Raw genomic sequence first — 24,622 nt, forward strand, 5'->3', positions numbered from 1 at the left:
GATCGGGTTCTGGTTACCAGCGCGGCACGCGTCTTTCATAGGCTGGATCGAAGAGCTTCATGTAAGCCGTGTCATCACGCTCTTTCATCGCTGTCTGCTCATAGAGTGCGGCAAGTTCGGAAAGCTTCTGCCGGTCGAGCGTGACGCCAAGTCCCGGTCCCTCGGGTACATCCAGCCGGCCACCCCGGAACGTGAATGGCGTTCCTTCGATGACGTCGACACCCGTCCATGGGTAATGCGTGTCGCAGTCGAAACTCAGGTTTGGCGTTGCCGCGGCCACGTGGATCATTGCCGCAAGGGTGATGCCAAGGTGGGAATTGGAATGCATGGAAACGCCAAGCCCCAATGTCTCGCAGACTTTTCCAAAATGGGTCGAGGCGCGCAGTCCTCCCCAATAATGGTGATCGGACAGCACGATCTGGACCGCGTTTTTGCGGAAGGCCGTGGCGATCTGGTCGAATTCCAGAACGATCATGTTGGTGGCGAGCGGGATGGACGTCGCGGCTGCCACCTGCGCCATCTGGTCCATGCCGATGACCGGATCCTCCAGATATTCCAGAACATTTTCGAGCTCGCGGGCAATGTAAATCGCCGTCTCCACGGTCCAGCCACCGTTGGGGTCAATCCGCAACGGATGATTGGGAAAGGCTTCCCGGAGCTTCAGCATCGTCTCGATCTCAAGATCGGGATGCAGAACGCCGCCTTTCAGTTTCAGCGACTGGAAACCGTATGTGTCGACCATCCTGCAGGCTTCGCCAACCATCTGGTCCGGTGTGAGAACCTCTCCCCATTCATCTGGGGCCTCGCCGATGTGACCCGCAAATTTGAAAAACAGATAGGCGCTGAAGGGAACGCTGGTGCGAACCGCGCCGCCAAGCAGGTCAGAGACCGGCCGCCCGAGAAGCTTGCCCTGAATGTCGAGGCAGGGGACTTCGAAGGCCGAGGCGACCACGTCCGTCAACTTGTGATCAGCCACCGCCGATTTGGCATTGATGCCGCCGCTGCCCGGCAATGCGGCGATGACGCGGGATTTCAGCGCGTGAAGATGAAACGGGTCCAGCCCGATGAGCGCCGGTGCCGCGCGCCGCAACCCGTCCAGCGCCTTGATGCTGCCGTAGCTTTCCCCGAGGCCGACCGTGCCGTCGTCGCATATAACCTCGATGACGGTACGCAATGCATGGGGCTGATGTACGCCCTTGCAGTTCAGCAGCGGCCTGTCAGGAATGGCGACCGGCGTGAGGTGAATTTCGGCTATGCGCATCAAAAAGCTCCTTGTCGCCACCAGCTGCGCGCAGCTCTCAGCGCATCGTCCAGCGGTGGCAGTTCGGGATGCCAGTGGCGTTCCCATTCCAGACTGAGGGGGATGTATCGTTCGCTCGACTGTAAAATCGAAAGCAGTTCCGCCATGGGAAAATCACCCTGGCCGGGCAAAACATAGCGTCGCCGACCATCGCTATCCGTCTTGCTGTCCTTGACGTGCAGATGGACGATGTTTTTCGCGATATGGTGCCAAAGGGTCTTAAGATCGCTGCCTTTGGCCCAGGTGTGGTGGGTGTCCCATAAAATCCGTGCTGTCGGCACGCGTTCGATGAAGGTGAGAAGCTGATCGAAATCCGCCAGCGCATCGTGGGTCTCGATCATCAGATCGACATTCAACCCGCGGGACTGCCGTAGAGCACGCCAGTCCTCCAACAGCGCTGCTGCGCGGTTTATCTCGTCCGGTGTCAACCGTTTGCCACCGTCGAAGATGCGCAAATGGGAAATGTCAGCAGCTTCTGCCCAGCCAATGAAAGGCTCGATGGCGGCGAGATCGGTACTTCCGAAGAGCCGAATGGAGGTGTTGAGAGCGGCAATCTTCAGATCGCGTTCGGCCAGAAATGCTGCAAACGCCGCAGGTGTGCCAAACTCGGAGGCGAGGGCCGGGATCAGCTCGACCGTACCGGATAATGCGCGCAATTCCACGGTCACAATACCGTGCCGTTGCGCCAGATCGGCCGTCTCATGAAGGCTGAGCTCGGAGCAGCCGAGGGTCGAAAAGCAATGCTGGAAAATGGTCATGCCATACGCTCCATATCCCGCTTGTGAACTGGATGAAGCGGGGCAAGCCCCGCGATGAAACGCTCGATCTCGGTGATGGCGAGATCGGAAAGCGCCCGCAATTCATTTCCCAGTGACCCGGCGATATGCGGCGTCAGGACGACATTGGGCAAATCGTAAAACGGGCTGTCCGTGGGCAATGGTTCCGGTTCCGGTGTATCGATGAGAATGCGCAACCGCCCCGAAACCGCCTCTGTCAGCAATGCGTCATGATCGACCAGCCAGCCCCGCGCCGTATTGATGAAAATGGCATGATCCGCCATCAGCGCCAGCTCGCGGGCGCCAATCATATGGCGGGTTTCAGGCAGGATCGGTGCATGCAGGGAAACGACGTCGGACCAGGCGAGAAGCGCGTTGAGCTCCATTTTCGTCGCGCCAAGTGCCGCCGCCTCATCCACCGAAAGAAAAGGGTCGTAAACGGCGATTTCGAATTTGCTGCGCGCCAGCATCTCCATGACCAGCCGACCAATTCGTGAAGCGCCGACAATGCCGATCCTGCGGGCATGATTGCCGAGATAGGGCAGGCTCATGCCACGCCTGCTGCCAAACCCACCGGTGCCGCGCTCGGCCCTGTGTTCGTCGCGCAGACGAAACACATCCTTGCCGCACATGATGATGGCCGCATAGGTAAATTCGGCAACCGGAACAGCCATGGCGGATGCCGCCGTGGTGATGAGAATATCGGATGTTTCCCAGAATTCGGTGGGTGCAACCGTGCGCACCGAGGATGCGGCATAGGCAATCATTTTTAACTTTGGCGCACGGGCGAGGCGCTCGCGTGTCAAGGAAGGTGTACCCCAGGCAGCCAGCAGGATATCCGCTTCGGCCAGCGCCTCGGCCCCCGCTGCCGTGTCGAAATCCGTATAGGGGAAACCGGGGATGATATCCGTCACCGCATTCAACCGTGCCCATTCGCGCGCACCGAAGAAACCTTCCGGTAGTTCCCTGCGCATGGCGATTAAAAGCCGTGGTTTCTTCTGAAATTGTCTCATGCGCGCACCGGACTTGAAACAGGACGAATATCGATGCGGTCAACCTCGATTTCGATCGGTCGGGAACCGGGCCGCAGGATGACATCGAGAAAAAGCTCCGGAGGCGCTTCACCTGGCCTGAGTTTCAACGGAGGAGTTCTGAGCGCTCCGCTCCATTGGGCGGGCGGGAAAGGGAAAAGCGAACCCTCTTCCGCGCGGAAAGGCGCAAGTGCGACTGCTTCCTGCCCTTCGGTTGCAGCATCTTTCAGCCGGAGCGATATTCCGAGCACGTCCCCATGCGCCGGCACCTCTACATCGCATATCGCCTCCACCCAGAAGCCTGTGCCCGGATGGACAAGCTGCCCGCCGAGGCTATGGCTTTGTTCACTCGTTTCCGTGACTGTCAGGGCCGAAAAATCCGATGCCAGATTGCCTGTCGGGTTGTTTACCGGGTCGAAACGGTCGTCTTTTGACAGGATGCGGGCCGGCGCGCGCGGCACGATCGTTTCGAGATAGGTCGCAAGCCGCTTTCCGACGGCAAAGGCGCCGGAAACGGCAAAATGGGTGCCGTCATCGGAATAGCCGCGATAGGGCTCGCCAAATTCACTTTCGGGGTCAACCCACGCCGAATTCCAGTCGAAGACATGGCAATTGGCGTGGCTGGCAGCAAATTCGATGCTCTGCCGGTTGATCCAGTGCGCCTTTGCCCGTTCCGCACCGCCGGCCGGCCATTTCCCAATGCCCCGTGCGAGGATCGGAAGCAGGATGACCACCTTGCCCGCGTCGAGCAGAGCCGAGACGATCCGCGCCCGCGTATCGGCAATCGTCTGGCGTGTTTCCACCATCATGTCATTGGTGCCGGCATCGACAATGATCAGATCGAAATCCGATTGCAGCAGTCGCGGCAGCCGCCGTTCAATCTCGATCGCTTTCTGGCCGGACACCCCGAAATTGAGGCCGGAAAAGAACCGGCTGACACCCCGCCGGTTGCTCGGCTCCCAGCCGGGCGGCACGGATGGATCGTGGTGAACGGGGCAGCAAAGCCTGCCATGCGACAGGACCTCGGCCCAGCTCATCCAGCCGCGTGCCGATGTGGCAAGCGAGCTGGCGTCGCCGATATGGTTCTGCTGGACGAGCGAGGTGCCGAGAATGGCAATCCGGCTCGCCCTTGGTAACGATACGGACATGGTTTTACCGGGATATCAGGAGAACAGGACGCCGCCATTGATGTCGTAGCAGGCGCCGGTGATATAGGCGGCATCGTCGGATGCGAGGAAAGCCACCAGGCCGGCAACGTCTTCGCTCGAGCCTTCCCGCTTCAGCGATGTGGCGCCGGCCACCCTTTCACGTACCTCGGGTTTGGTGAAGGTGTCATGGAAGGTGGTCGAGATCATGCCCGGGCAAACGGCGTTTACGCGAATGTTCGGGCCGGCTTCCTTGGCAAGGCCACGGGTGAACGTCATCACGGCACCCTTGGAGGTCGCATAGGCTAGCGCGCCCGGACCGCCGCCGTCACGGCCCGCCTGCGACGAGAAGGTAACGATCGCCCCGCCCTTTGCCATTTTTGGCAATGCGGCCTTGGCCGTCAGGAACAGCGACGTCAGATTGACGTCGAGGACCTGATGCCAGAAGGCTTCATCCATATCCGCAATTGTCTTGCGGGCGATAAGGCCACCGGCAACATGGACGAGGCCATGGATCTCGCCGAATTTGTCCGAGGCAGCAGAAATCGCGGCCTCGACTTCGCTTGCATTTGTCAGGTCGGCCTTGATTGCCAGAGCCGAACCGCCAAGTTTTTCGATTTCGGCAACGGCCGTGGCCGCACCCTCGGCCGCACCATTATAGGTAAGAACGACATTGGCGCCTTCCTTTGCAAAACGAATGGCGCATGCCCGGCCGATATCCCGGCCGGCGCCGGCGACAACAACGGTCCTGTTGGTAAAACGCTGCATTTGAAGAACCTCGTATGGTTAGAATTGCTTGGGAAGGGAGAGCTTGAAACGCTCGTCATCGACATCGCTGAAATAGATGTCGGTCGAAAATCCCTGGTCGTCGATGAAGCTGAAGATGCGCTTCGGCTCCTTCAGGCTGTAAGGCACGAGAAGGGTGACAAGGCGATGCCGGGTGGCGGCTGGAACCGTGGCGCAGACATGGTGGTGAATGTCGAGTCCCTCGAACTCTTTCGGATCGATGTCGGGGAAGCCCTCGACGGCGCTGATCTGTGGCGTGCCGGCTGACGAATAGACGAACTGTCCGTAAAAGCCCGCTTTCTGACCATTGTAGCGGAAGCTCGACCTGCCGGTCTGCGGTGCTCCAATCGTGTGGCAAAGCCATTGCAGTTCCTGTGGCTCTGAACATTCGACCTCATCGACAATCACGAAATAGCTGTCGTTGACGAAGTGGATTTCGCGCAGCACCTTTTGAACCAGCGGGTTCGCAACCTGGTAGGCGGCGGTTGCATCGCCGACGATGCGAACATGGCCGGGCTTTTCCTCGACCGAAACGATGCGGCCGGCGGCGCGGCGGGCAAGCGCCTTGTCCTTTTCGGCATATTGTCCCTTGCCGCCGATCAGCACGGCGTTTTTCGACCGTGTCTGGCGACGCCAGTTCAGATGCATCTGCGAATTGAACGCTACGTAATAGCCGGACTGGATCGCCAGATCCTCGCCATGGGCATAGAGGACAAAGGCATTCTGGTCGCCATGGCTGTGGCTCAGTGAACCATAGGGGCTGGATTTGAAGACAAATTGCAGATGCCGGTCCGGGTCTTCCATGTGCTTCTGGATGGTCGCCCAACCGATATCGTCGAAAACCGCGAGTGCGGGTAAATCGGCCGGTGAAACGGCTTCCACCTGTTGGTAGTCGTGGCGATAGACGAGATCGTCGAAGTTCAGATCCCACCAGCCGTAATTGTAAAAGGCCATTTCCGTGCCCGTCGCATCGGTCTTGATGTGATCGAAATACCATTGATAGTGGCCGTTGCCGGTAACGCCGGCAAATTGGCGGACGTTGTAGCCGAGCTTCAGGCCGGGAAGGTCGCCGAGCGTGGAGTCGTCGCCGAAATTGGCGCGACGGGTTCCCGGCGCCTTGGTATAAAGCGGGAAGCGCCCGGTATTCTGGAAAAACGGCCGCTGATAGAGATCGTAACCCATATAGGAACGGATCAGATTGGCAGCCTCGATGAGATAGGCCATGCCGGTCATCCAGTAGTGCGGACCTTCCGCCCAGCCACCATCGGTTCCGGCCCATGGGGAATAGAGGGTGGCGAGGAATTCAACGGTATAATCGAGCCATTCGCCTGCCTCGTCGCTTTCGCCCCGCAACGCGATGCAGGCCGGTGTCAGGACTGCCGAAAGCGAGCGAACCGCATGGCTGTCATAGGGAAACACGTGGATGCGGGCATGCGCGATGACATGGTCGGCAACCTCGCGTGTCCGTTCAAGCAGAACCGAACGCACGGTTTCTCGCTCGTCTTCGCTCAGATGGTCGTAGAGCCAGTCGTAACCCCAGGCGAGTGCGACGACGACACGGAAACCCGCCTCGTCATTATAGGCCCGGGAGGTCGCGCCTTTCGGATCCCAGCCGGCGACCGCCAGCAGCCACTTGCGGGATGCATCGAGCAGATCGTCGCGTCCAAGCACACGGCCCGCTATGGCCAGATGCCGGATCGCATAGATCACTTCCTGGCAGTCAATATACATCTGCCGCCAGAGTGTCGCGACGCGCATATTGTTGGGATAGGGCTGTGGTTCCGGCATGACCGGCCGCTCCAGCCAGGGTTTGACCGATTTTTCGTAGAATTCGGACCAGCCGCAATGGTTGGGGTCCTTTGCCACGGCGTCCGCGAAGGCGCTCAACTGCTCGGGATTGAGCCACAGCCTTGGATGGCTGGCATGGGCGGCGGCATGGCGCGCCTGCCTGCCGGGCAGCGGCGTTTTCGGCAGCGACGCGCCGATCTCGAAGCTGCGCACGGTGCTCCAGTTGGACTCCGGCGTTGCGGTGGTCTCATCCCACAGCGCATAACACCAGTGATAACGGCCTTCCGGCAAGGCCTCATCCGGCGTGAAGAAATTCCAGGCGAGATCTTCGAAGACGAGTGTTTTTTTGTCGGCGAAACCGGGATCGGTAGAAATGCGCAGCACGTAACGTGCGCCGTCGTCGATATCGGGTAGCCATGAAAAGCGCGGAGGGTTCTCCGTCGGTGGTGCTTCTTCGCTCGGCTCGTAGCCAATGGTCAATGAACCCGGCCGGGGTTCATCGAGAAGTGTCTGTCTGGATATGGCCGGGGCAGAGGGACGCATTGCGCTCTAACTCCTATGAAAACGGAAGGAAAAGGATGGCGGCGACAAGGCCGCCATCACGGTCGAAGGGTTTATTGCGCGGCCTTGTATTGACGGTCATAGGCCGATTGCATGATCTTGATGACCTCGTCGTAGCCGAGTGCGGTGAGGCGCTTCTTGTAGGCGTCCCAGCCGGTATCGACGTCCTGCGCGCCGAGAATCCAGGTCTGCTGCATCTCGGTCATGTAGGTGAGGATGCTCGGCCAGTAGCGGTCGAAGGTCGCCTTTTCCTCGGCGTTCAGGGAAACCCCCATGAACTCGTCCTTGAGGCAATTGCACTTCTCGTACATGTCGATGCCTTCGAGCGCGATCTTGTTCGTCCACTGGCGCTCATATTCGTAGTCCATCCAGTATCCGCGCGGGATCGCCGCACCGACGGCCCATAGCTGGGCATTCACCGGATCCTTGTTGGCGAGGATTTCCTTCTTGAATTGCGGCTTGCCGTCGACCATCTCGTAGGTCAGGCCCTCGACGCCGAAATTCGACAGGATGCGGCCCTGCTGCGAGAACCAGAAATCGAAATATTTGATGGTTTCGACCGGGTGCTCATTGGTCGCCGAAATGGCCCAGCCGACGGGCTGGACACGCAGGCGGCGGGAATCTTCGAAGCGCTGGCCGGAGACCGTTTTTGGCGGCAGCATCGGCTTTAGCGCAAAGCCCTCGATCTTGGGCGACAGCGCATCATTGTAGGTCGAGGTGCTGGCGAACCAGTCATGTGTCATGCCGCCGAGATTGTTGCCCAGAAGATATTCGCGCGAGCGCGCGCCGCGGGTGAAAATCTCCTTGTCGATCAGGCCTTCCTTGTACCACTTGGCAACATTGGAAATCCCGGTCTTGTAGTTTTCCTCCGCCCAGGGGTGACGCAGCTGCCCGTCATAAACGGCGAAGTCACCATAACGTTCGGATCCGGACACGCGCGCATCCCACAGATTGATGAGGCGGACGGCATCGATTTCCTCGCGGGCGAAATAGGGAACCTCATCCTTGAGGCCGTTGCCGTTCGGGTCCTTGTCGCGGAAGGCTTTCAGAACCTCATAGACTTCTTCCGGCGTTTCCGGCTGCTTGAGGCCAAGCTTGTCGAGCCAGTCCTGACGGATAAACCAGCCGCGCGAGAACTTGCCATCAGGCACATAGGGAATGAAATAAAGCTTGCCGTCCGGTCCGGAGATGGCGTTGCGGATTTCCTTGTGGCTGTCGAAGAAGGCTTTGAGGTTGGGGGCGTTTTCCTCGATCAGCTCATCAAGCGGAATGAACGCGCCCTCCAGCCCGTAGCGAATGAAGTCTTCCTTCAGTCCGCCGGAGGCGTCACCGCCGACGATATCGGGCAGGTTGCCAGAGGCGATCAGAAGGTTGAAGGCATCGCGGCTGCTGGTGGTTGCCAGCGACGCCACGTTGCGGACATGGATGTTGGTGATTTCCGCCGCCTTCTGCTCTACCGGCCATTTTTCCGAATAGACGTATTTGTCGCGGAAGTGGAAATGGATCGTCAGTTCCAGCGGGTCTTCGGTGATCTTGCCTGAATCCTGTGCCGATGCCGGCAAGGCCAGGGTCGCGGCTGTCATCAACGCCAGTAGGGGCGCGCCTTTTCGTAGTGCTCTCACAGGTTCTCCTCCCTTGTGCTGCTACTCTTTCACTCCGCCCAGCAGAATTCCTTTGGTGAAATACTTCTGCGCGTAGGGGTAAATGATGAGGACGGGAATGATGGAAGCGATCATGATCGCTGACGTCACCGTCTCGAACGAATAGTGGGCGGTGAGCAGGCTCGAGGCGAATTCGTCGTTCGAGTTCAGATCGACGATGACGCGCTTCAGATAGACCTGAAGCGGGATCTTTTCCTCGCCGCGCAACAGCACCATGGCCCAGAAATAACCGTTCCAGCGCGAGACGATGCAGAACAGCGCAACGGTGACGATGGCGGGTTTCGACAGTGGAATGAATACCTTCCACAGCAGCTGCAATTCGCTGGCGCCATCCATCTTGGCGGCCTCTTCGAAGGATTTAGGCACGGCTTCGAAAAAATTGCGCAGCAGAATGACGTTGAACGCATTGGCGGCAAACCCGAGAATGATGCCGAAGCGGCTGTCGAGAAGCCCGAGATCGCGCATGTTCAGGAAGAAGGGGATCATGCCGGCGTTGAACCAGAGCGTAAATGCGATGGCGATGTTAAAGAAGGTGCGACCACGCAGGCGTTTGCGCGAAAGGGCATAAGCTCCGGGGATCATGATCAGCAGGCTCATGAGCGTGCCGCCGAAGGTGTAGATGAAGGTGTTGCCATAGGCGACCCAGAACATCCTGTCGGACAAGACCCGGTCATAGGCGGCAAGCGTGACGTCGACCGGCCAGAGCGTGACGCGGCCGGCGGTGACGGCGGCGCCCGAGGAGAGCGAGACCGACAGCACGTAAATGAAGGGATAGAGCGTCGACAGGACGAACAGGCCGAGAAGAATGGCGTTTGCCCAGCCGAAAATCTTGTCGCCGCGGGAATAGAGATTGAAGTTTGCCATGTTTCAGCTCCTCACCACAGCGATGTCGACGAGACTTTTCGGCTGATGCGATTGGCCGAATAGACGAGAACGAAAGCGATGACGGCGTTGAACAGTCCGGCGGCCGTGGCCAGGTCGTACTGGGTGCCCTGCAGGCCGGTGCGGTAGATGAAGGTGGAAACGACGTCCGCCGTCTCATAGGTGGATGGGCGATAGAGCAGGATGATATATTCGAACCCGACTTCGACCAGATTGCCGACGCGGATGATCAGCATGATCACGATTGTCGGCAGGATGCAGGGCAGGGTGATGCGCCACATCATCTGCCAGCGCGATGCGCCGTCCACCCGGGCGGATTCATAAAGCGTCGGGCTCACGCCGGCGATGGCGGCGAGATAGACGATGGATTCGAAACCTGCCTCCTTCCAGACCGACGAGCCGATATAAATGGGACGAAACCATTCCGGCTGGGTCAGGAAGTAGATCGGCTCAAACCCAAGGCCTTTCAGCAGAAGATTGACGATACCGATCGATGGCGACAGGAAATTGATGACGATGCCGGCAACGATCACCACCGAAATAAAGTGCGGCAGGTAAACGACCGTCTGAGCCCAGCGGCGTGCGACGCCATTTTGAACCTCGTTGAACATTAGGGCCAGAATGATGGGGACCGGAAAGGCGAAGATCAGTCCAAGGCCGCTGATCTTGATGGTGTTCCAGAAGGAGCGCACGAACATGTCATTGTGGAAGAGTTCGATAAAATTCGCAAAACCGACCCAGGGACTTTTTTCGATACCGCGAAAAATCGAGAAGTCCTGGAATGCGATGACCAGCCCGTACATGGGCTTGTAGAGGAAGACTGCAAACCAGATGAGCATCGGCGCCAGCAGCAGATAGAGCTGCCAGTCGCGGCGCATATCTTCCTGAAGATCGTGGAGGCGTTCCTGAAAGCCCTGTTTCATGCCAGCGCCTCACCTCTGGCCTTCAGCGACCTGCCGGTCGCCGCATCGAAGACGTGGATGCGCGCGGTATCAATACCGAGGCGGTTGACGCCGTTCAGAGTATGGTCGCCATAGAGTGTTTCGGCCTTGGCGATAAATGGCTGGCCATCGGCCGTGCCATGCAGGAGCGCTTCCGCGCCCAGTGGCTCCACGAGGTCGATGCTGCAATTTAATGTTTCACGACCCTCTTCGGTCTCTACCGACATGATTTCCGGTCGCAGGCCTAGCTTGACCGGCTGCCCTTCCGTGGCGTTCTTCGCGAAAGCTTCGGGAATGCTGAAGCGCTGGCCGGAACCGCCCGCAAGCACAACCTTCACGTTGCCGTCCCGCTTCTCGATGGTCCCATCGAGAAGGTTCATCGGCGGCGAGCCGATAAAGCTTGCGACAAACGTATTTGCCGGTTCGAGGAAGACCTCCATCGGCGAGCCGACCTGCTCGATATGGCCGCCATTCATGATGACGATACGGTCGGCGAGCGTCATCGCCTCGACCTGGTCATGGGTGACATAGATGCTGGTGGCCTGCATCCGCTTGTGCAGCAGCTTTATTTCGGCGCGCATGTGGGTGCGCAGCTTGGCGTCGAGGTTCGAGAGCGGCTCGTCGAAAAGGAAGATTTTCGGCCTGCGCACGATGGCGCGACCCATGGCGACGCGCTGACGCTGGCCGCCGGAAAGATCGGCCGGCTTGCGGGCCAGATATTCGGTGAGCCCCAGTATCTGGGCGGCTTCCGCAACGGCCTTGTCGATGGCGGCTCGTTTCTCGCCCCGGACACGCAGGCCGAATGCGATGTTATCGGCGACGCTCAGATGCGGGTAAAGCGCGTAGTTCTGGAACACCATGGCGACATCGCGGTCTTTCGGGGCGATCTTGTTGACCACCCGGCCGTCCATCGAAACGGTGCCGTCCGAGATGTCTTCCAGCCCTGCAAGCATGCGCAGCGTGGTGGATTTTCCGCATCCCGAGGGACCAACGAGGACAACGAATTCCTGCGGCTGTATGGAAAGATTGATACCGTGGACGACTTCGAGAGCGCCGTAGCGCTTGACGACATCGTTGATTTGAACTGCAGACATGAAAGGCCCCTCCTCAAAAGCCTTGAATGTTCAGTCAGGCGTCTTCGACCCCCGTGAAGCGCGCTTCCTCGTGACGCGCGTGTTGACCTGTTCGATGAAGGTCCAGATCTTCGGGTTTCTGGAGAGTTCTGCGATCTTGGTTTCGAGTGATCCGAGATGGCGCTGGACGGCTTCGCGTGCGGCCTCGACATCGCCCGACTCGATGGCGCTTACGATTGCCTCGTGCTCCCCGATCACCTTTTCGGTGCGGCGAACTGCAAAGACGCGCTTCAGGTGGCGCATGCGGTCCATTTCACCTTTCGCCTGATTGACGACGCTCCAGGCGCCGGGAAGGCGGGCTGCTGCGAAGATCGTGCGGTGAAACTCTTCGTCCAGCAGGAAGAAGTCCGTGAATTCCTCGTCTTCGGCTGCCGTGCGCTGCTGGGAAATGCAGGTTTTCAGACGGGCGATATCTTCAAGCGAATGCCGCTTGGTCGCCTCTATGACAGCGCCCTCTTCCAGCTTGAACCGGATGAAGCAGGCTTCCATGTAACGCTGAACGTCAATCGGCGAGATATAGGTGCCGCCCTGCGGCACGACAGTCACGAAACCTTCCTCGGAGAGACGGATGATCGCCTCGCGCACGGGCGTCTTGCTGACGTGAAGCAGCGCAGCGATCTCCTTCTCAGACAGCGCCCGTCCGGGAAGAAGCTTTACCTCGACAATCAGTTTGCGAAGCAGGGCATGAATCCGATTGGTCATGTTCCCGTCAGCCGGCAGATCTTGCGGGGTGACGAGTTCGGACAATGGCAGCGATGGAAATTCGACCGGGTTAGACATATCAATTACCAAACTGAGATATCAGATGTGGTTATGACATATCTGTTGTGTTTTGGTGAGTCAAGCCGCGTTGATCAGCTTGGTGGGTTAGGAGATCAACTTGGCTGAAGGGATCCAAGCTTACCGTGATGCCTCGAGACAGAAGTTTGCTTTTAACGCCAAACGTTTGCAGCACGATTTGGTACCGGAACGCTTGCGGGAGAGTCCTGTCCCACGTACTCGCCTCGATGGCAGATTTGCTAGTGAGGTCGTTCCGGTTGGAACGACCTCATCGCAGTCAAAGCAGAAGATTAGCCGGATAGTAAATGTGCTCGGCCGGACGAGCTTTTCTCTCCAACCCAACGGTCGTCACATCTTTGTTTTCAAACGCTTGAGGATTTCGCTTGCGACTTGATTCGCGGTTGCCGGGTTCTGGCCTGTGATCAATTCACGGTCAGTTACCATGTTCGGTTCGAAGGCCGTCTTGTTGCTGACGAAAATCGCGCCGGCTTGCTGCAGGGCATCCTGGGGATAGAACCTCATCTCACCGCCGCCAAGCAACGGCTTGGCCATTTCTTCTTCCTCATTGCTGAAGACGGTGACCCTGTATCCGGCATAAATCCAGTCGGCGGGGGTCTTCGGGGTCGCACCGGTCTCCAGGCCGTCTTTGAATGTAGCGGCATCGTTCAGAGTGGACATCAGGGCAATCGGCCCATGGCACATCAGCGCCGTTATCTTTCCCTCCGTGTGAAACTGCCGGAGAAGCGCGCCAAGTTCGGGGCTGACCAGCAAATCCTGCATGGGGGCATGTCCGCCCGGAACATAGACCGCGTCGAAATGATCATAACCGATCTGTTCGATGCGCGAGAGGCTAACGACGGGTGAAGCGCGCTCATCCAGTATCTTCAGTTCCGCAAGCAGGGCTTCGCCCGCGCGCATGGCTGCCTCGTCTCCGCCGAAATACATTTTGTCGATCGAGGTCTTGTCGACGGCCGGGATTTTGCCCTTCGGCGTTGCGAAGGTCACCTCGTGGCCGGCGTCGAGAAAGGCCTTCACCGGCTGCATCAGTTCATTGAGATAGAAACCGGTCTTGAAAACCTTGCCGTCCTTGAGATCAAGATGATTTTCGTCCGAGAGCACGACGAGGATGTTGGCAGCTTCGGCCTGCGCGCCGGCGAAGATGAGTGCAAGCGTTGCCGCAAGCGAACGGATCAGTTTCATGTCTGTCTCCTGGGGTGACTGATATCATCGGCGGCGGGGCCGCATGCATTCGATGAAGAGCATTTATTCTCTCCGAAGAAGGCGATAAACATGACGCCGTGGAAATCATCTGTTCTCCAGAGGGTATAATCATGCGGCGTTTCGATTATCTCGGTGACGTGGAGGCTTTTGTCACCGTTATCGACAAAGGGTCGATCAGCGCCGGTGCGGTGGCGCTCTCCACAACGCCATCGGTCCTCAGCAGGGCGATCACGCGCCTCGAAACGCGTCTGGGAACGCAACTGGTGCGAAGGACGACACGGCGTCTCAGCCTGACCGAAGCAGGCCTTGCCTATCTGGAACAGGCTCGAGCGGCTTTCACGATAATCAGCGATGCCGAGCGGGCGGTGCAGGGGCGGGATGGCCCGCTCGGCGGGCGCATACGCATCAGTGTTTCCACGACCTACGGGCATTTCCGGCTACCGGAAAAACTGGCGCGCTTCGCCACCCTTCATCCGAAGGTGCAGATCGAAGTCAGTATTTCAAACCGGAATGTCGATCTGGTCGCCGAGGGTTATGATATCGCCATCCGTCTCGGTCACCTTCCTGACAGCGGGCTTGTCGGTCGCAAGCTGGAGGATGCGCCGCTGCGCCTGGTTGCCTCCCCTGCCTATCTCAAGCGCATGGGTATGCCACGCTCGGTCGACGATCTGGGTCGGCATCAATGCCTTCCATTCATCATGCCCAGTACCGGCCGTCCGGGCGCCTGGCTGTTTTCAGTTGATGGTAAAGATATAGACTGGATGCCGCAGGGCACGGTCGAGGTTTCTGAGGACGTGTTGGGCGTCATGTCCCTGGCCGAGGCGGGCATGGGCATCTGCCAGACCTATGATTTCATTGTACGCGAACGGATCGAACGCGGCAGCCTTGTTGAACTTTTGCCGCAGGCGTCAGGTCGCTCGCGCCCGTTCTCGATCCTTTATGTTCCCCATAGAAGCCTTTCTGCGGCCACCCGCGCGCTCGTCGAGACGCTGCTCGAGTAGCGTATAATGCAAGGGCGCGCAGGGGAATGCCGATCCTGAAGCCTACTCCAGCGCCACCATATAGGCCGGCAGCTGCTCCTCAAAGAATTTCGAGAAAGTGGCGATGCGGGGTGGCAGGGCCTGATAGGGCGGGTAATAGAGCGTCAACCAGAGTTCCGGCGGTGCCCAGCCGGGCAGGACATGAACGAGCCGGCCGCTGCGAATATGCTCGGCGATGTGAAATCCCGGCAGCATCGCCACGCCCGCGCCATCTGCCGCCATATCAGCCAGAACCTCGCCATTATTGGCGCTGAATGCGCGACCGGCAGCGATGGTAAAGCTCGATCCGCCGTCCGAGAGTGCCCAGTTCTCCCGCCGGCTTTCACCGCTATAGGCAAGGCAATCGTCAGGGGTCAATTCGCTTGGATGTTCCATCTGCGTAAACCGGCTGCCCGGTGCCGCCACCAATATTCGCGGCACGGCCCTGATCTTGCGCCAGATGGTGAATTTGTCCGATGGGGCCGACGAGATGCGGATTGCGAGATCGTAGTCGTCGTCGACAATGTTGACGAGGCCGTCCGACAGGGAAATCTCGAAGCACATTTTCGGATAGAGTTCGCGGAAGCCGGACAGGATTGGCGGCAGCACCGTCTTGCCGAGCCAAGTCGGTGCGCTGATCCGCAACCGCCCTTCGTCGGCCTTATGGGCATTGCGGACATCGCGCCGTGCATTTTCGAGCGCCTCGACCGCCGGCTGAATCTGCGCGGCAAAGACAGCGCCATCCGTCGTCAACGACACCTGACGGGTCGTGCGGACAAATAGTTGCACACCCAGATCATCTTCAAGCGCGGCAATCGCACGGGTGACGGCGGCGGCTGTCATGCCCAGTTCGCGGGCGACCTGCGCGAAGTTGCGCTTTTCGGCGGCCATCAGAAACGTTTTGAGAGCTTTGTGATCGTTCATCCGATTATTTCAAAAATTGCAATTCATTCGAGAGAAATATTGCAATTCCGCAATGCAATCAAGCGGGTTACATCTTTGTCATCGAAACGGGCACACCAGCAAGAAAGGCTCCGGCCATGATCAAGGATATCAAGGGTCTGCACCACGTCACCTCCATGGCGTCGGATGCCAGGCAGAACAACAGATTTTTCACCGAAACGCTCGGGCTTCGCCGGGTGAAGAAGACCGTCAACTTCGACGAACCCAGTGTTTATCACCTCTATTACGGTGACGAAAAAGGAACGCCCGGCACGGTCATGACCTATTTTCCCTTTGCCAACATGATGGCCGGTCGTCCCGGCGTCGGCGAAGTGGGCGAGACCCAGTTCTCCATTCCGAAGGGTTCGCTGGGCTTCTGGAAAGAGCGTCTCAGTGCCAAGGGTGCCACCGGCATTCAGGCCGACACGGTCTTTGGCGCCAATCGCCTGCGCTTCACCGGTCCCGATGGCGATGGCCTTGCACTCATCGAAATAGCTGATGACGCTCGTGCTGCCTGGCTGGCTGAGGGTATTTCCGAAGACAACGCCATACGCGGTTTCACCGGCGCGCGCTTCAATCTGAACGACACGGCCGCGACTGAGGAACTTCTTCACTTCATGGGATATGAACGGGCAGAAGTCGAAGGCAATGTTACGCGCTTCATCGTTCCCGGGGGCAACGGGGCCGATACGATCGATCTCGCAACCCTGCCAAAGACGCCCTTTGCCCGTCCTGGAGCAGGCTCTGTCCACCATATCGCCTTCGCAGTCGAAAACCGCGAAAAGCAGCTCGAAGTCCGCAAGGCGCTGATGGATACCGGCTATCAGGTTACCCCCGTTATCGACCGTGATTATTTCTGGGCGATCTATTTCCGCACACCGGGCGGCATCCTGTTCGAGATCGCCACCAACGAACCCGGCTTCGACCGGGACGAGGATACGGCGCATCTCGGCGAAGCACTCAAGCTGCCGAACCGCTATGAGCCGTTCCGCAACCAGATCGAGGCAAATCTCGCTCCTCTCGCTGCGTAAACCGGGCGTGTAACCCACACCCACTGATCGATACTTCCGCGCCTTTTCAAGACGGCTGCCCGTGCCGGGCAGCCGATTGGCGAAGACTTGTCAATTTCCACCGCCGCAGATCGGCAATCACCACCAGAACGGAGAAACGAAAATGTCCAAGCTCGAAGTCCTGACCCCCGCCAACAGCCAGCTCATCTTCATCGACCAGCAGCCGCAGATGGCTTTCGGTGTGCAGTCGATCGACCGCCAGACCCTGAAGAACAATGTCGTCGGCCTCGCCAAGGCGGCAAAGATTTTCAATATCCCGACGACGATTACCACGGTCGAAACGGAAAGCTTCTCCGGCAATACCTTTCCGGAGCTGCTCGCGGTCTTCCCGGAAAACGACATTCTCGAGCGCACCTCGATGAATTCCTGGGATGACCAGAATGTCCGCGATGCGCTGGCGAAGAATGCGGCGGCCGGCCGCAAGAAGATCGTCGTCTCCGGCCTCTGGACGGAAGTGTGCAACACCACCTTCGCGCTCTCCGCGCTCCACGATGTCGCGGATTACGAGATCTACATGGTGGCGGACGCCTCCGGCGGCACCTCCGTCGATGCGCATAAATATGCGATGGACCGCATGGTGCAGGCCGGCATCATTCCCGTCACCTGGCAGCAGGTGCTGCTCGAATGGCAGCGCGACTGGGCACGCAAGGAAACCTATGACGCCGTCACCTCGCTGGTGAAGGAACATTCCGGCGCCTACGGCATGGGCATCGACTATGCCGTTACCCATGTCCATGGCGGCGAAGAGCGCGTCAAGCACGGCAAGCGCATCGGCCCCAACCCGGCCAAGAAATAAGCTTTCAACCGCGCCGCACCGGCAGGATCGACATCCAGGCCGGTGCGGCTTTCACCCATCGAGGAGGTTCCCATGAAAGTCTATCTTCTGTCCCTTGGCGCCGGCCTGCTGGTCGGCATCGTTTACAGCCTGCTCAATGTGCGCTCTCCCGCACCGCCCATCATCGCTCTCGTCGGCCTGCTCGGCATCCTGGTTGGCGAGCAGATCATTCCCTTCGCGAAGACGATCGCCGGCAAGGAACCGGCCGTCGTTTCGTGGATCAACCAGATCAAGCCGCACATGTTCGGCCATATGCCGAAGGGTGGCGCTGAAACCACGGGTCTCGCCGAAGTTAAACAGCCGATCGAGCGGGAGAGAGGCTGATGCCGACACGACGCACCTTTCTTGGCGCGGCTTCGAGCCTTGCCTTTCCGAATCTGTTTTCACCGGCTAAGGCCGCTGATCCCATCAAGACCGGAGGTTCTTCCATGCATCCAGATACGATCCTTCACAATGGCCGCTTCACGACGCTCGACCGCGGCAATCCGAATGCAACGGCAGTCGCCATCAAGGACGGCCTGTTTCTGGAGGTGGGAAGCGACGCCGAGGTCATGGCCCTTGCCGGGCCGGATACGAAGATCATCGATCTGAAGGGCAAGCGGGTTCTGCCCGGCCTGGTCGACAACCACACCCATGTCGTTCGCGGCGGCCTGAACTTCAACATGGAACTGCGCTGGGACGGCGTGCGCTCACTTGCCGATGCCATGGACATGCTGAAGCGTCAGGTGGCGATCACCCCGGCGCCGCAATGGGTGCGGGTCGTCGGCGGCTTCACCGAACATCAGTTCGTCGAAAAGCGCCTGCCGACCATCGAGGAAATCAATGCGGTAGCGCCGGATACGCCGGTCTTCCTGCTGCATCTTTACGACCGGGCGCTGCTGAATGGCGCAGCCCTTCGCGCCGTCGGCTACACGAAGGACACGCCGAACCCGCCCGGCGGCGAGATCACCCGCGATGCGAACGGCAATCCGACCGGCCTGCTGCTGGCCAAGCCGAATGCCGGCATCCTCTATTCGACGCTCGCCAAGGGGCCAAAGCTGCCGCTCGATTATCAGGTCAATTCCACCCGCCACTTCATGCGTGAGTTGAACCGGCTGGGCGTGACCGGCGTGATCGATGCTGGCGGCGGCTTCCAGAATTATCCTGACGATTACGAGGTGATCCAGAAGCTGTCGGATGAGAACCAGATGACGGTTCGGCTGGCCTACAATCTCTTCACGCAGAAGCCGAAACAGGAGAAGGAGGATTTCCTCAACTGGACGTCATCGGTCAAATACAAGCAGGGCAACGACTATTTCCGGCACAATGGCGCAGGCGAAATGCTGGTCTTTTCCGCTGCCGATTTCGAGGATTTCCGCCAGCCGCGACCGGACATGCCGCCGGAAATGGAAGGCGAGCTCGAAGACGTCGTCCGCATTCTGGCGGAAAACCGCTGGCCGTGGCGTCTGCACGCCACCTATGACGAGACGATTTCGCGGGCGCTGGATGTCTTCGAAAAGGTCAACCGGGACATTCCGCTCGAAGGCTTGAACTGGTTCTTCGACCATGCCGAAACCATTTCCGACCGCTCTATCGACCGTATCGCAGCCCTTGGCGGCGGCATCGCAACCCAGCACCGCATGGCCTATCAGGGTGAATATTTCGTCGAGCGTTACGGTCAGGGCGTGGCGGAAGCCACCCCGCCGATTGCGCGGATGCTGGAAAAGGGTGTGAACGTTTCGGCCGGTACGGATGCGACGCGCGTCGCCTCCTATAATCCGTGGGTGTCGCTGTTCTGGATGGTGACGGGCAAGACGGTGGGCGGCATGCAGCTTTATCCGCGCGCCAATTGCCTCGACCGCGAGACGGCGCTGCGCATGTGGACGGAAAAAGTCACCTGGTTCTCCAACGAGGAAGGCAAGAAGGGCCGCATCGAAAAAGGCCAGTTCGCCGATCTCGTGGTGCCGGACAAGGATTATTTCTCCTGCGCGGAAGATGAGATTTCCTTCCTCACCTCGGAACTGACCATGGTGGGCGGCAAGGTCGTTTATGGCGCCGGCGACTTCAGGACGCTGGATGAAAGCAATATTCCGCCGGCGATGCCCGACTGGTCGCCTGTGCGAACCTTCGGCGGTTATGCCGCCTGGGGTGAGCCGCAGGGCGCTGGAAAGAACTCGCTCAGACGCGCAGCCATCACCTCCTGCGGCTGCGCCAATGATTGCGGCGTTCACGGCCATGACCATGCCGGCGCATGGACGTCGAAATTGCCGATTGCCGATCTGAAGGGCTTCTTCGGAGCGCTGGGCTGCTCCTGCTGGGCAGTCTGAGCCCGGCCAGCGGAAAAATCCACCGGGCAGCGGATCGCCGCTGCCCGGCCTGCTCAAGAATATTGCGAAATACGCAATTATATAGAAACTATTGATGCAATTGTTGGCGATAATCCTTTGCGCCAATATCGCTCCATCAGATGAACGCAGCGCCGCTCGAACCGACCGGCCAGATCGCAGGAGCAAAAAATGACTGAGCCATCTTCAACCCTTCGCCCTCGCGGGCTTCTCGCCGATATCGTTGCCGCGCCCGTAACGAAAACCCTCGCGCTTCTGGCGCTCTGCTCGGCCTATATTCAGGGGCCGCTGACCAAGATCTTCGACTTCCCCGGAGCGATTGCCGAGATGAGCCATTTTGGCCTTCAGCCGGCGGTCGCATTCGCTGTCGTCGTCATCCTGTTCGAGCTTACCGCCTCCGCTCTGGTGGTGTCGGGCTTCCTGCGCTGGGCCGGCGCTCTGGCGCTGGCAGGCTTCACGCTTCTCGCCACCTTCATCGCTCTCCGTTTCTGGGAAATGGCGCCCGGCATGGACCGCATGATGGCCACCAACGCCTTCTTCGAGCATCTTGGCCTTGCCGGCGCCTTCATCATCGTCGCTGCAATCGATCTCACGAAAGGAACAGGCAAATGAGTGCCGCAAAATCCTCCGCGAGCAGCTTTGCTCCCCTTGCGCAACCGGTTTTCGCGGTCCTCTGGGCGGCGACGGTGCTTGGCAATACCGGCAGCTTCATGCGCGATGTCGCCAGTTCATGGCTGATGACCGATCTTTCGGCCTCGCCAGCGGCCGTCGCCATGGTTCAGGCGGCCGGAACCCTGCCGATCTTTCTTCTGGCGATCCCGGCCGGCGTGCTGACAGATATTCTCGACCGCCGCAAGTTCCTGATCGCGGTCCAGCTTCTGCTGGCCTCGGTCAGCGTCACCCTCATGGTTCTTTCCCATACCGGCCTGTTGTCCGTCAGCGCGCTGATCGGGCTCACCTTCCTCGGCGGTATTGGTGCGGCGCTGATGGGGCCGACCTGGCAGGCCATCGTGCCGGAACTGGTGAAACGTGAGGATATCAAGAGCGCCGTGGCGCTGAACTCGCTGGGCATCAATATCGCCCGCTCCATCGGTCCCGCCGCCGGCGGCATCCTGCTTGCGGCTTTCGGCGCGGCATTCACTTATGGCGCCGATGTCGCAAGCTATTTCGTGGTCATCGCCGCGCTTTTATGGTGGCCAAGGGCGAAGAACGCCAATGATGCACTGGCCGAAGGTTTCTTCGGGGCATTCCGGGCGGGCCTTCGTTACACCCGCGCCAGCCGGCCGTTGCATGTCGTCCTGCTGCGGGCCGCGATCTTCTTTGCTTTTGCCAGTGCCGTCTGGGCGCTGTTGCCCCTGGTCGCCCGGCAATTACTCGGCGGGGATGCCAGCTTTTATGGCATCCTGCTTGGCGCGGTCGGTGCCGGCGCCATCGGCGGCGCGTTGATCATGCCGAAACTGCGCGCACGTTTCGATGCTGATGGCTTGCTTCTGGGGGCAGCCCTTATTACCGCACTCGTCATGGCGGGATTGTCGCTTGCTCCGCCCAAATGGCTTGCCATCATCATCCTTCTCTTTCTTGGCGGCGCATGGATCACGGCGCTGACGACGCTGAACGGTGCTGCTCAGGCTATTCTTCCGAACTGGGTGCGCGGCCGTGGCCTCGCGGTCTATCTCACCGTCTTTAATGGCGCGATGACGGCGGGCAGCATCGGCTGGGGTGCGGTTGGCGAAGCGGCGGGCGTGCCGGGAACCCTTCTGATTGGCGCTGCTGGTTTGTTCGTCGCCGGTCTCGTCATGCATCGTCTGAAGTTGCCTGCCGGAGATGCGGATATGGTGCCTTCCAACCATTGGCCCGAGCCGCTCGTTGCCGAGCCGGTGGCCCATGACCGTGGCCCGGTTCTGATACTGATCGAATACAATGTCGAAAAACATCACCGCAGCGCATTCCTGCATGCGCTTGACGAGCTGTCCCAGGAACGTCGACGGGATGGCGCCTATGGCTGGGGTGTGACCGAAGATTCCGCCGATCCGCAGAAGATCGTCGAATGGTTCATGGTGGAATCCTGGGCCGAGCACCTGCGACAGCACAAGCGGGTCTCCAATGCCGATGCGGATCTGCAGGGCAAGGTACTCGCCTATCACTCGGGTCTGGAAAGACCGGTCGTGCGGCACTTCCTGACAATCAATCGTCCAGGCAAAGCTTGAATTGGAAAAGGGGCCGATTGGCCCCTTTTTATTGTCCGGGTCAGGATCAGCGCAGGCCGTGCTTTTCCTGCAAAAGCCGAAGGGCAAGATGCTGGAGCAGAATAATCGTCTTTGCATCGCGGATTTCGCCACGATCGATCATCCGCATCGCCTCGGGAAGGGCGATTTCCAGCACATCAATATCCTCTCCTTCGGCAGCGGAGCCGCCACCCGCGCCGACCTTGTGTTTTTCGGCATATTCGCCATGGAAAAAGGCCAGATATTCCGTGACCGATCCGGGGCTCATATAGATATCGAACAGATGCGTGAGTTCGGAAACCTCATAGCCGGTCTCCTCCATCAGTTCCGCACGCATGCGCGTTGCAGGCTCTGCGCCCTCCAGCAGCCCCGCCGGTGTCTCGATCAGTGATTTCAGGCCGCCGTTCAAAAGAACCGGCAGCCGGAACTGGCGCGTCAGCAGGACATGGTCGTTCGCGGGATTATACAACAGGCATGTCGCCCCGTTGCCGCGATCATAGGCCTCCCGGGTCTGCCGCTGCCAGCTTCCGTCTCTGAGCCGGAGTTCATATTCATATTTGGTCAGCCGTCCCCAATCATCTGCCAAGACGCGTTCGGAAATCGGGCGGTAAACGCTGCTGTCCATCCAGTCACCTCGTTTTCATCTGTCTTTTCAAAGGCCTTGCAACCGGCCCTCGACATGTGTGTGCGTCTCGCCGCCGACCCATATCTGGCTGGCATCGTCGCGTGTCAGGTAAATGCGGCCGTTCCGGCCAAGGCGTGTGCCTTGCGCGGCGATATAGTCCTGCTTTACCACGCCCGTGGCAAACAGCCATTGCGCCAGCGAGGCGTTGAGACTTCCTGTGACGGGATCTTCGGCGATGGTGCCCAGATGATCGCTGAAGAAAGCGCGGACCTCAAAGGCGGTCTCGCCGCCTGTCGCATGCGGACCCACCACGCCGATATCGATATGCCGGTGCCAGCTGCGGGCTGGGTCAAGAGCAAGCACTTTTTCTGCTGAAGCAAGTCTGATCCCCAGCCAGCCGGGACCATTATCGACCCAGGCGACATCAACAATGTCGCGGGCTTCGATGCGCAGGATCTGCAATGCCTCTTCCAGTTCAGCCGGCGTTGGGGCACCGGAACGGATCAGAGGCGGGGCGGCAAAGGAAAGCCGTCCATGCTCATTCCGGATCGTGACCAGCCCCGCACCGCATTCCTGCACGATTTCCGTTTCGTTTTTTGGCGTACCCTTGGCGGAGAGCCAGGCATGGCAGCTGCCCAGTGTGGGGTGCCCGGCAAAGGGCAACTCCCTGTCCAGCGAGAATATCCTGACCCGGTAGTCAGCCTTTGGATGCGTAGGCGGCAGCAGAAATGTGGTTTCGGAAAGATTGAACCACCGCGTCAGTCGCTGCATGTCATCCGTCGTCAAATTGTCGGCGCCGGTGACGACCGCCAGCGGATTGCCGGAAAGCGGACCGGCGCTGAACACATCGATCATATGGAGTGTAAAGGTCATAACATCGCTCTTTCAGTTTGAATCAATGGGTGGTGGTCGTGCGGAGGGTTGGGGCGTTCAGCCCTGCCAGACAAGCAGTTTAATGCCAGCAATGGCAAACACGGCAGAAAGCACGGATTCGATCCAGCGCCGCAATCTGGTGTAGAGCGCAACCATCGAGGCCGTAGAAAAAAGCAGGGCATAGCCACCGAATACGATGATACCGAGGATTGCGCAGCCGCCAATGATTGCCGGCAGCATGCCGGCTGACCCTTCCGCGCGAAACCCCAGCGACATGATCGCTATCCAGGAGAGGATGGCCTTGGGGTTGCCGATATGCATGAAAAGGCCCTGCCGGTAGAGCGCCCGATAGCGCGGCCCTGCACGCCCGGCATTGGTGCCTGCGATGTCGTGGGCCGGCTTCAGGGCCGATCTGCCGGCGCGCAAGGCGAGATATAGCAGATAGAAGCCGCCGACGATCTTGATGACGAAAAGCGCCTGGGCATAGGTGGTGAGCACGGCGGACAGGCCGGTCGCGGTAAGGATCGCCCAGAAGAGCGAGCCGGTGATAACGCCTGCGGCCAGGACGAGCGCCGGCAAGCGGCCGTCACGCATGGCCGTCGCCATGATCGCCATGTTGCTTGGCCCCGGGCTGGCGGTGGCGATGAGATAGGTGCCATAGACGAGGGCGAGCTGGCTGGCGATCATTCGGACGTTCTCCGGCA

23 protein-coding genes are annotated in these 24,622 nt (G+C 59.4%); 7 read left to right on the forward strand and 16 right to left on the reverse strand.

What is annotated here, in order from left to right; genetic code table 11:
* Positions 1-13: 13 nt before the first annotated feature.
* The 12 genes from AC1ROR_RS21350 to AC1ROR_RS21405 form a co-directional block, all read right to left on the reverse strand.
* Positions 14-1,261, reverse strand: a complete 1,248-nt coding sequence (locus AC1ROR_RS21350; protein WP_498590659.1) for a glucarate dehydratase family protein — start codon at positions 1,259-1,261, stop codon at positions 14-16.
* A complete protein-coding gene (locus tag AC1ROR_RS21355; RefSeq protein ID WP_498590660.1) occupies positions 1,261-2,058 on the reverse strand; it encodes a sugar phosphate isomerase/epimerase family protein in 798 nt (265 codons plus the stop codon). The genes AC1ROR_RS21350 and AC1ROR_RS21355 overlap by 1 nt, the downstream gene beginning before the upstream one ends.
* Complete coding sequence (locus AC1ROR_RS21360; RefSeq protein WP_498590661.1) at positions 2,055-3,089, reverse strand: hydroxyacid dehydrogenase; 1,035 nt, start codon at positions 3,087-3,089, stop codon at positions 2,055-2,057. Before AC1ROR_RS21360 ends, AC1ROR_RS21355 begins: the two co-directional genes overlap by 4 nt.
* Complete coding sequence (locus AC1ROR_RS21365; RefSeq protein WP_498590662.1) at positions 3,086-4,255, reverse strand: SGNH/GDSL hydrolase family protein; 1,170 nt, start codon at positions 4,253-4,255, stop codon at positions 3,086-3,088. The genes AC1ROR_RS21360 and AC1ROR_RS21365 overlap by 4 nt, the downstream gene beginning before the upstream one ends.
* A 15-nt stretch (positions 4,256-4,270) precedes the next feature.
* Positions 4,271-5,020 (reverse strand): SDR family NAD(P)-dependent oxidoreductase, encoded by a 750-nt coding sequence (locus AC1ROR_RS21370; RefSeq protein WP_498590663.1) that lies wholly within the window; start codon positions 5,018-5,020, stop codon positions 4,271-4,273.
* An 18-nt stretch (positions 5,021-5,038) separates the two neighbouring features.
* Positions 5,039-7,369, reverse strand: coding sequence for an alginate lyase (locus AC1ROR_RS21375; protein WP_498590664.1), 2,331 nt, complete (start codon positions 7,367-7,369; stop codon positions 5,039-5,041).
* Positions 7,370-7,440: 71 nt separating this feature from the next.
* Positions 7,441-8,970, reverse strand: coding sequence for an extracellular solute-binding protein (locus tag AC1ROR_RS21380; RefSeq protein WP_035223886.1), 1,530 nt, complete (start codon positions 8,968-8,970; stop codon positions 7,441-7,443).
* A gap of 60 nt (positions 8,971-9,030) precedes the next feature.
* Positions 9,031-9,912 carry a carbohydrate ABC transporter permease gene (locus tag AC1ROR_RS21385; RefSeq protein WP_035223884.1) on the reverse strand — a complete coding sequence of 294 codons (882 nt, stop codon included), beginning with the start codon at positions 9,910-9,912 and terminating at the stop codon, positions 9,031-9,033.
* 11 nt (positions 9,913-9,923) lie between these two features.
* Positions 9,924-10,853, reverse strand: coding sequence for an ABC transporter permease (locus tag AC1ROR_RS21390; protein WP_498590665.1), 930 nt, complete (start codon positions 10,851-10,853; stop codon positions 9,924-9,926).
* Positions 10,850-11,965, reverse strand: a complete 1,116-nt coding sequence (locus AC1ROR_RS21395) for an ABC transporter ATP-binding protein (RefSeq protein WP_498590666.1) — start codon at positions 11,963-11,965, stop codon at positions 10,850-10,852. The genes AC1ROR_RS21390 and AC1ROR_RS21395 overlap by 4 nt, the downstream gene beginning before the upstream one ends.
* Before the next feature lie 30 nt (positions 11,966-11,995).
* Entirely contained in the window at positions 11,996-12,706 is a 711-nt protein-coding gene (locus tag AC1ROR_RS21400; protein ID WP_035223879.1) for a GntR family transcriptional regulator, read from the reverse strand.
* Between the two features lie 426 nt (positions 12,707-13,132).
* Positions 13,133-13,984 (reverse strand): type 1 glutamine amidotransferase domain-containing protein, encoded by an 852-nt coding sequence (locus AC1ROR_RS21405; protein WP_498590667.1) that lies wholly within the window; start codon positions 13,982-13,984, stop codon positions 13,133-13,135.
* A gap of 131 nt (positions 13,985-14,115) precedes the next feature.
* On the opposite strand from AC1ROR_RS21405, the gene AC1ROR_RS21410 reads away from it, so the two are divergent.
* Positions 14,116-15,006, forward strand: coding sequence for a LysR family transcriptional regulator (locus AC1ROR_RS21410; RefSeq protein WP_498590668.1), 891 nt, complete (start codon positions 14,116-14,118; stop codon positions 15,004-15,006).
* 42 nt (positions 15,007-15,048) lie between these two features.
* Here the strand turns inward: AC1ROR_RS21410 and AC1ROR_RS21415 are convergent, their stop codons facing one another.
* Positions 15,049-15,948, reverse strand: coding sequence for a LysR family transcriptional regulator (locus tag AC1ROR_RS21415; protein ID WP_035223876.1), 900 nt, complete (start codon positions 15,946-15,948; stop codon positions 15,049-15,051).
* Positions 15,949-16,064: 116 nt separating this feature from the next.
* Between AC1ROR_RS21415 and AC1ROR_RS21420 the strand changes: the two genes are divergently transcribed.
* The 6 genes from AC1ROR_RS21420 (at position 16,065) to AC1ROR_RS21445 (ending at position 22,402) form a co-directional block, all read left to right on the forward strand.
* Entirely contained in the window at positions 16,065-16,997 is a 933-nt protein-coding gene (locus AC1ROR_RS21420) for a VOC family protein (RefSeq protein ID WP_498590669.1), read from the forward strand.
* Between the two features lie 142 nt (positions 16,998-17,139).
* Positions 17,140-17,832, forward strand: coding sequence for a hydrolase (locus AC1ROR_RS21425; protein WP_020811322.1), 693 nt, complete (start codon positions 17,140-17,142; stop codon positions 17,830-17,832).
* Between the two features lie 72 nt (positions 17,833-17,904).
* On the forward strand, positions 17,905-18,195 hold the full coding sequence (locus tag AC1ROR_RS21430) for a XapX domain-containing protein (RefSeq protein ID WP_498590670.1): 291 nt from the start codon (positions 17,905-17,907) through the stop codon (positions 18,193-18,195).
* Entirely contained in the window at positions 18,195-20,177 is a 1,983-nt protein-coding gene (locus tag AC1ROR_RS21435) for an amidohydrolase (protein ID WP_498590671.1), read from the forward strand. The genes AC1ROR_RS21430 and AC1ROR_RS21435 overlap by 1 nt, the downstream gene beginning before the upstream one ends.
* A 189-nt stretch (positions 20,178-20,366) precedes the next feature.
* Complete coding sequence (locus AC1ROR_RS21440) at positions 20,367-20,807, forward strand: DoxX family protein (protein ID WP_080838783.1); 441 nt, start codon at positions 20,367-20,369, stop codon at positions 20,805-20,807.
* The gene (locus tag AC1ROR_RS21445) at positions 20,804-22,402 is read left to right on the forward strand and encodes an MFS transporter (protein WP_080838786.1); all 1,599 of its coding nucleotides are present in this window, start codon (positions 20,804-20,806) and stop codon (positions 22,400-22,402) included. Before AC1ROR_RS21440 ends, AC1ROR_RS21445 begins: the two co-directional genes overlap by 4 nt.
* A gap of 46 nt (positions 22,403-22,448) precedes the next feature.
* Here AC1ROR_RS21445 and AC1ROR_RS21450 read toward each other — a convergent pair whose 3' ends face one another.
* Genes AC1ROR_RS21450 through AC1ROR_RS21460 form a run of 3 tightly spaced genes read right to left on the reverse strand, consistent with a single transcriptional unit; the run spans position 22,449 to position 24,605 of the window.
* Positions 22,449-23,045 carry an NUDIX domain-containing protein gene (locus AC1ROR_RS21450; RefSeq protein WP_142173297.1) on the reverse strand — a complete coding sequence of 199 codons (597 nt, stop codon included), beginning with the start codon at positions 23,043-23,045 and terminating at the stop codon, positions 22,449-22,451.
* Between the two features lie 27 nt (positions 23,046-23,072).
* Complete coding sequence (locus tag AC1ROR_RS21455) at positions 23,073-23,918, reverse strand: PhzF family phenazine biosynthesis protein (protein ID WP_498590672.1); 846 nt, start codon at positions 23,916-23,918, stop codon at positions 23,073-23,075.
* A gap of 57 nt (positions 23,919-23,975) precedes the next feature.
* Complete coding sequence (locus AC1ROR_RS21460) at positions 23,976-24,605, reverse strand: LysE family translocator (RefSeq protein WP_498590673.1); 630 nt, start codon at positions 24,603-24,605, stop codon at positions 23,976-23,978.
* Between the last annotated feature and the right edge of the window lie 17 nt (positions 24,606-24,622).

This window comes from Agrobacterium sp. GW821-FHT14E08 (genome assembly GCF_058803865.1).

Coding starts and splice junctions, on each gene's coding strand:
- AC1ROR_RS21350 (WP_498590659.1), bottom strand. CDS start 1,261: ATGCGCATAGCCGAAATTCACCTCACGCCGGTCGCCATTCCTGACAGG.
- AC1ROR_RS21355 (WP_498590660.1), bottom strand. CDS start 2,058: ATGACCATTTTCCAGCATTGCTTTTCGACCCTCGGCTGCTCCGAGCTC.
- AC1ROR_RS21360 (WP_498590661.1), bottom strand. CDS start 3,089: ATGAGACAATTTCAGAAGAAACCACGGCTTTTAATCGCCATGCGCAGG.
- AC1ROR_RS21365 (WP_498590662.1), bottom strand. CDS start 4,255: ATGTCCGTATCGTTACCAAGGGCGAGCCGGATTGCCATTCTCGGCACC.
- AC1ROR_RS21370 (WP_498590663.1), bottom strand. CDS start 5,020: ATGCAGCGTTTTACCAACAGGACCGTTGTTGTCGCCGGCGCCGGCCGG.
- AC1ROR_RS21375 (WP_498590664.1), bottom strand. CDS start 7,369: ATGCGTCCCTCTGCCCCGGCCATATCCAGACAGACACTTCTCGATGAA.
- AC1ROR_RS21380 (WP_035223886.1), bottom strand. CDS start 8,970: ATGACAGCCGCGACCCTGGCCTTGCCGGCATCGGCACAGGATTCAGGC.
- AC1ROR_RS21385 (WP_035223884.1), bottom strand. CDS start 9,912: ATGGCAAACTTCAATCTCTATTCCCGCGGCGACAAGATTTTCGGCTGG.
- AC1ROR_RS21390 (WP_498590665.1), bottom strand. CDS start 10,853: ATGAAACAGGGCTTTCAGGAACGCCTCCACGATCTTCAGGAAGATATG.
- AC1ROR_RS21395 (WP_498590666.1), bottom strand. CDS start 11,965: ATGTCTGCAGTTCAAATCAACGATGTCGTCAAGCGCTACGGCGCTCTC.
- AC1ROR_RS21400 (WP_035223879.1), bottom strand. CDS start 12,706: ATGACCAATCGGATTCATGCCCTGCTTCGCAAACTGATTGTCGAGGTA.
- AC1ROR_RS21405 (WP_498590667.1), bottom strand. CDS start 13,984: ATGAAACTGATCCGTTCGCTTGCGGCAACGCTTGCACTCATCTTCGCC.
- AC1ROR_RS21410 (WP_498590668.1), top strand. CDS start 14,116: ATGCGGCGTTTCGATTATCTCGGTGACGTGGAGGCTTTTGTCACCGTT.
- AC1ROR_RS21415 (WP_035223876.1), bottom strand. CDS start 15,948: ATGAACGATCACAAAGCTCTCAAAACGTTTCTGATGGCCGCCGAAAAG.
- AC1ROR_RS21420 (WP_498590669.1), top strand. CDS start 16,065: ATGATCAAGGATATCAAGGGTCTGCACCACGTCACCTCCATGGCGTCG.
- AC1ROR_RS21425 (WP_020811322.1), top strand. CDS start 17,140: ATGTCCAAGCTCGAAGTCCTGACCCCCGCCAACAGCCAGCTCATCTTC.
- AC1ROR_RS21430 (WP_498590670.1), top strand. CDS start 17,905: ATGAAAGTCTATCTTCTGTCCCTTGGCGCCGGCCTGCTGGTCGGCATC.
- AC1ROR_RS21435 (WP_498590671.1), top strand. CDS start 18,195: ATGCCGACACGACGCACCTTTCTTGGCGCGGCTTCGAGCCTTGCCTTT.
- AC1ROR_RS21440 (WP_080838783.1), top strand. CDS start 20,367: ATGACTGAGCCATCTTCAACCCTTCGCCCTCGCGGGCTTCTCGCCGAT.
- AC1ROR_RS21445 (WP_080838786.1), top strand. CDS start 20,804: ATGAGTGCCGCAAAATCCTCCGCGAGCAGCTTTGCTCCCCTTGCGCAA.
- AC1ROR_RS21450 (WP_142173297.1), bottom strand. CDS start 23,045: ATGGACAGCAGCGTTTACCGCCCGATTTCCGAACGCGTCTTGGCAGAT.
- AC1ROR_RS21455 (WP_498590672.1), bottom strand. CDS start 23,918: ATGACCTTTACACTCCATATGATCGATGTGTTCAGCGCCGGTCCGCTT.
- AC1ROR_RS21460 (WP_498590673.1), bottom strand. CDS start 24,605: ATGATCGCCAGCCAGCTCGCCCTCGTCTATGGCACCTATCTCATCGCC.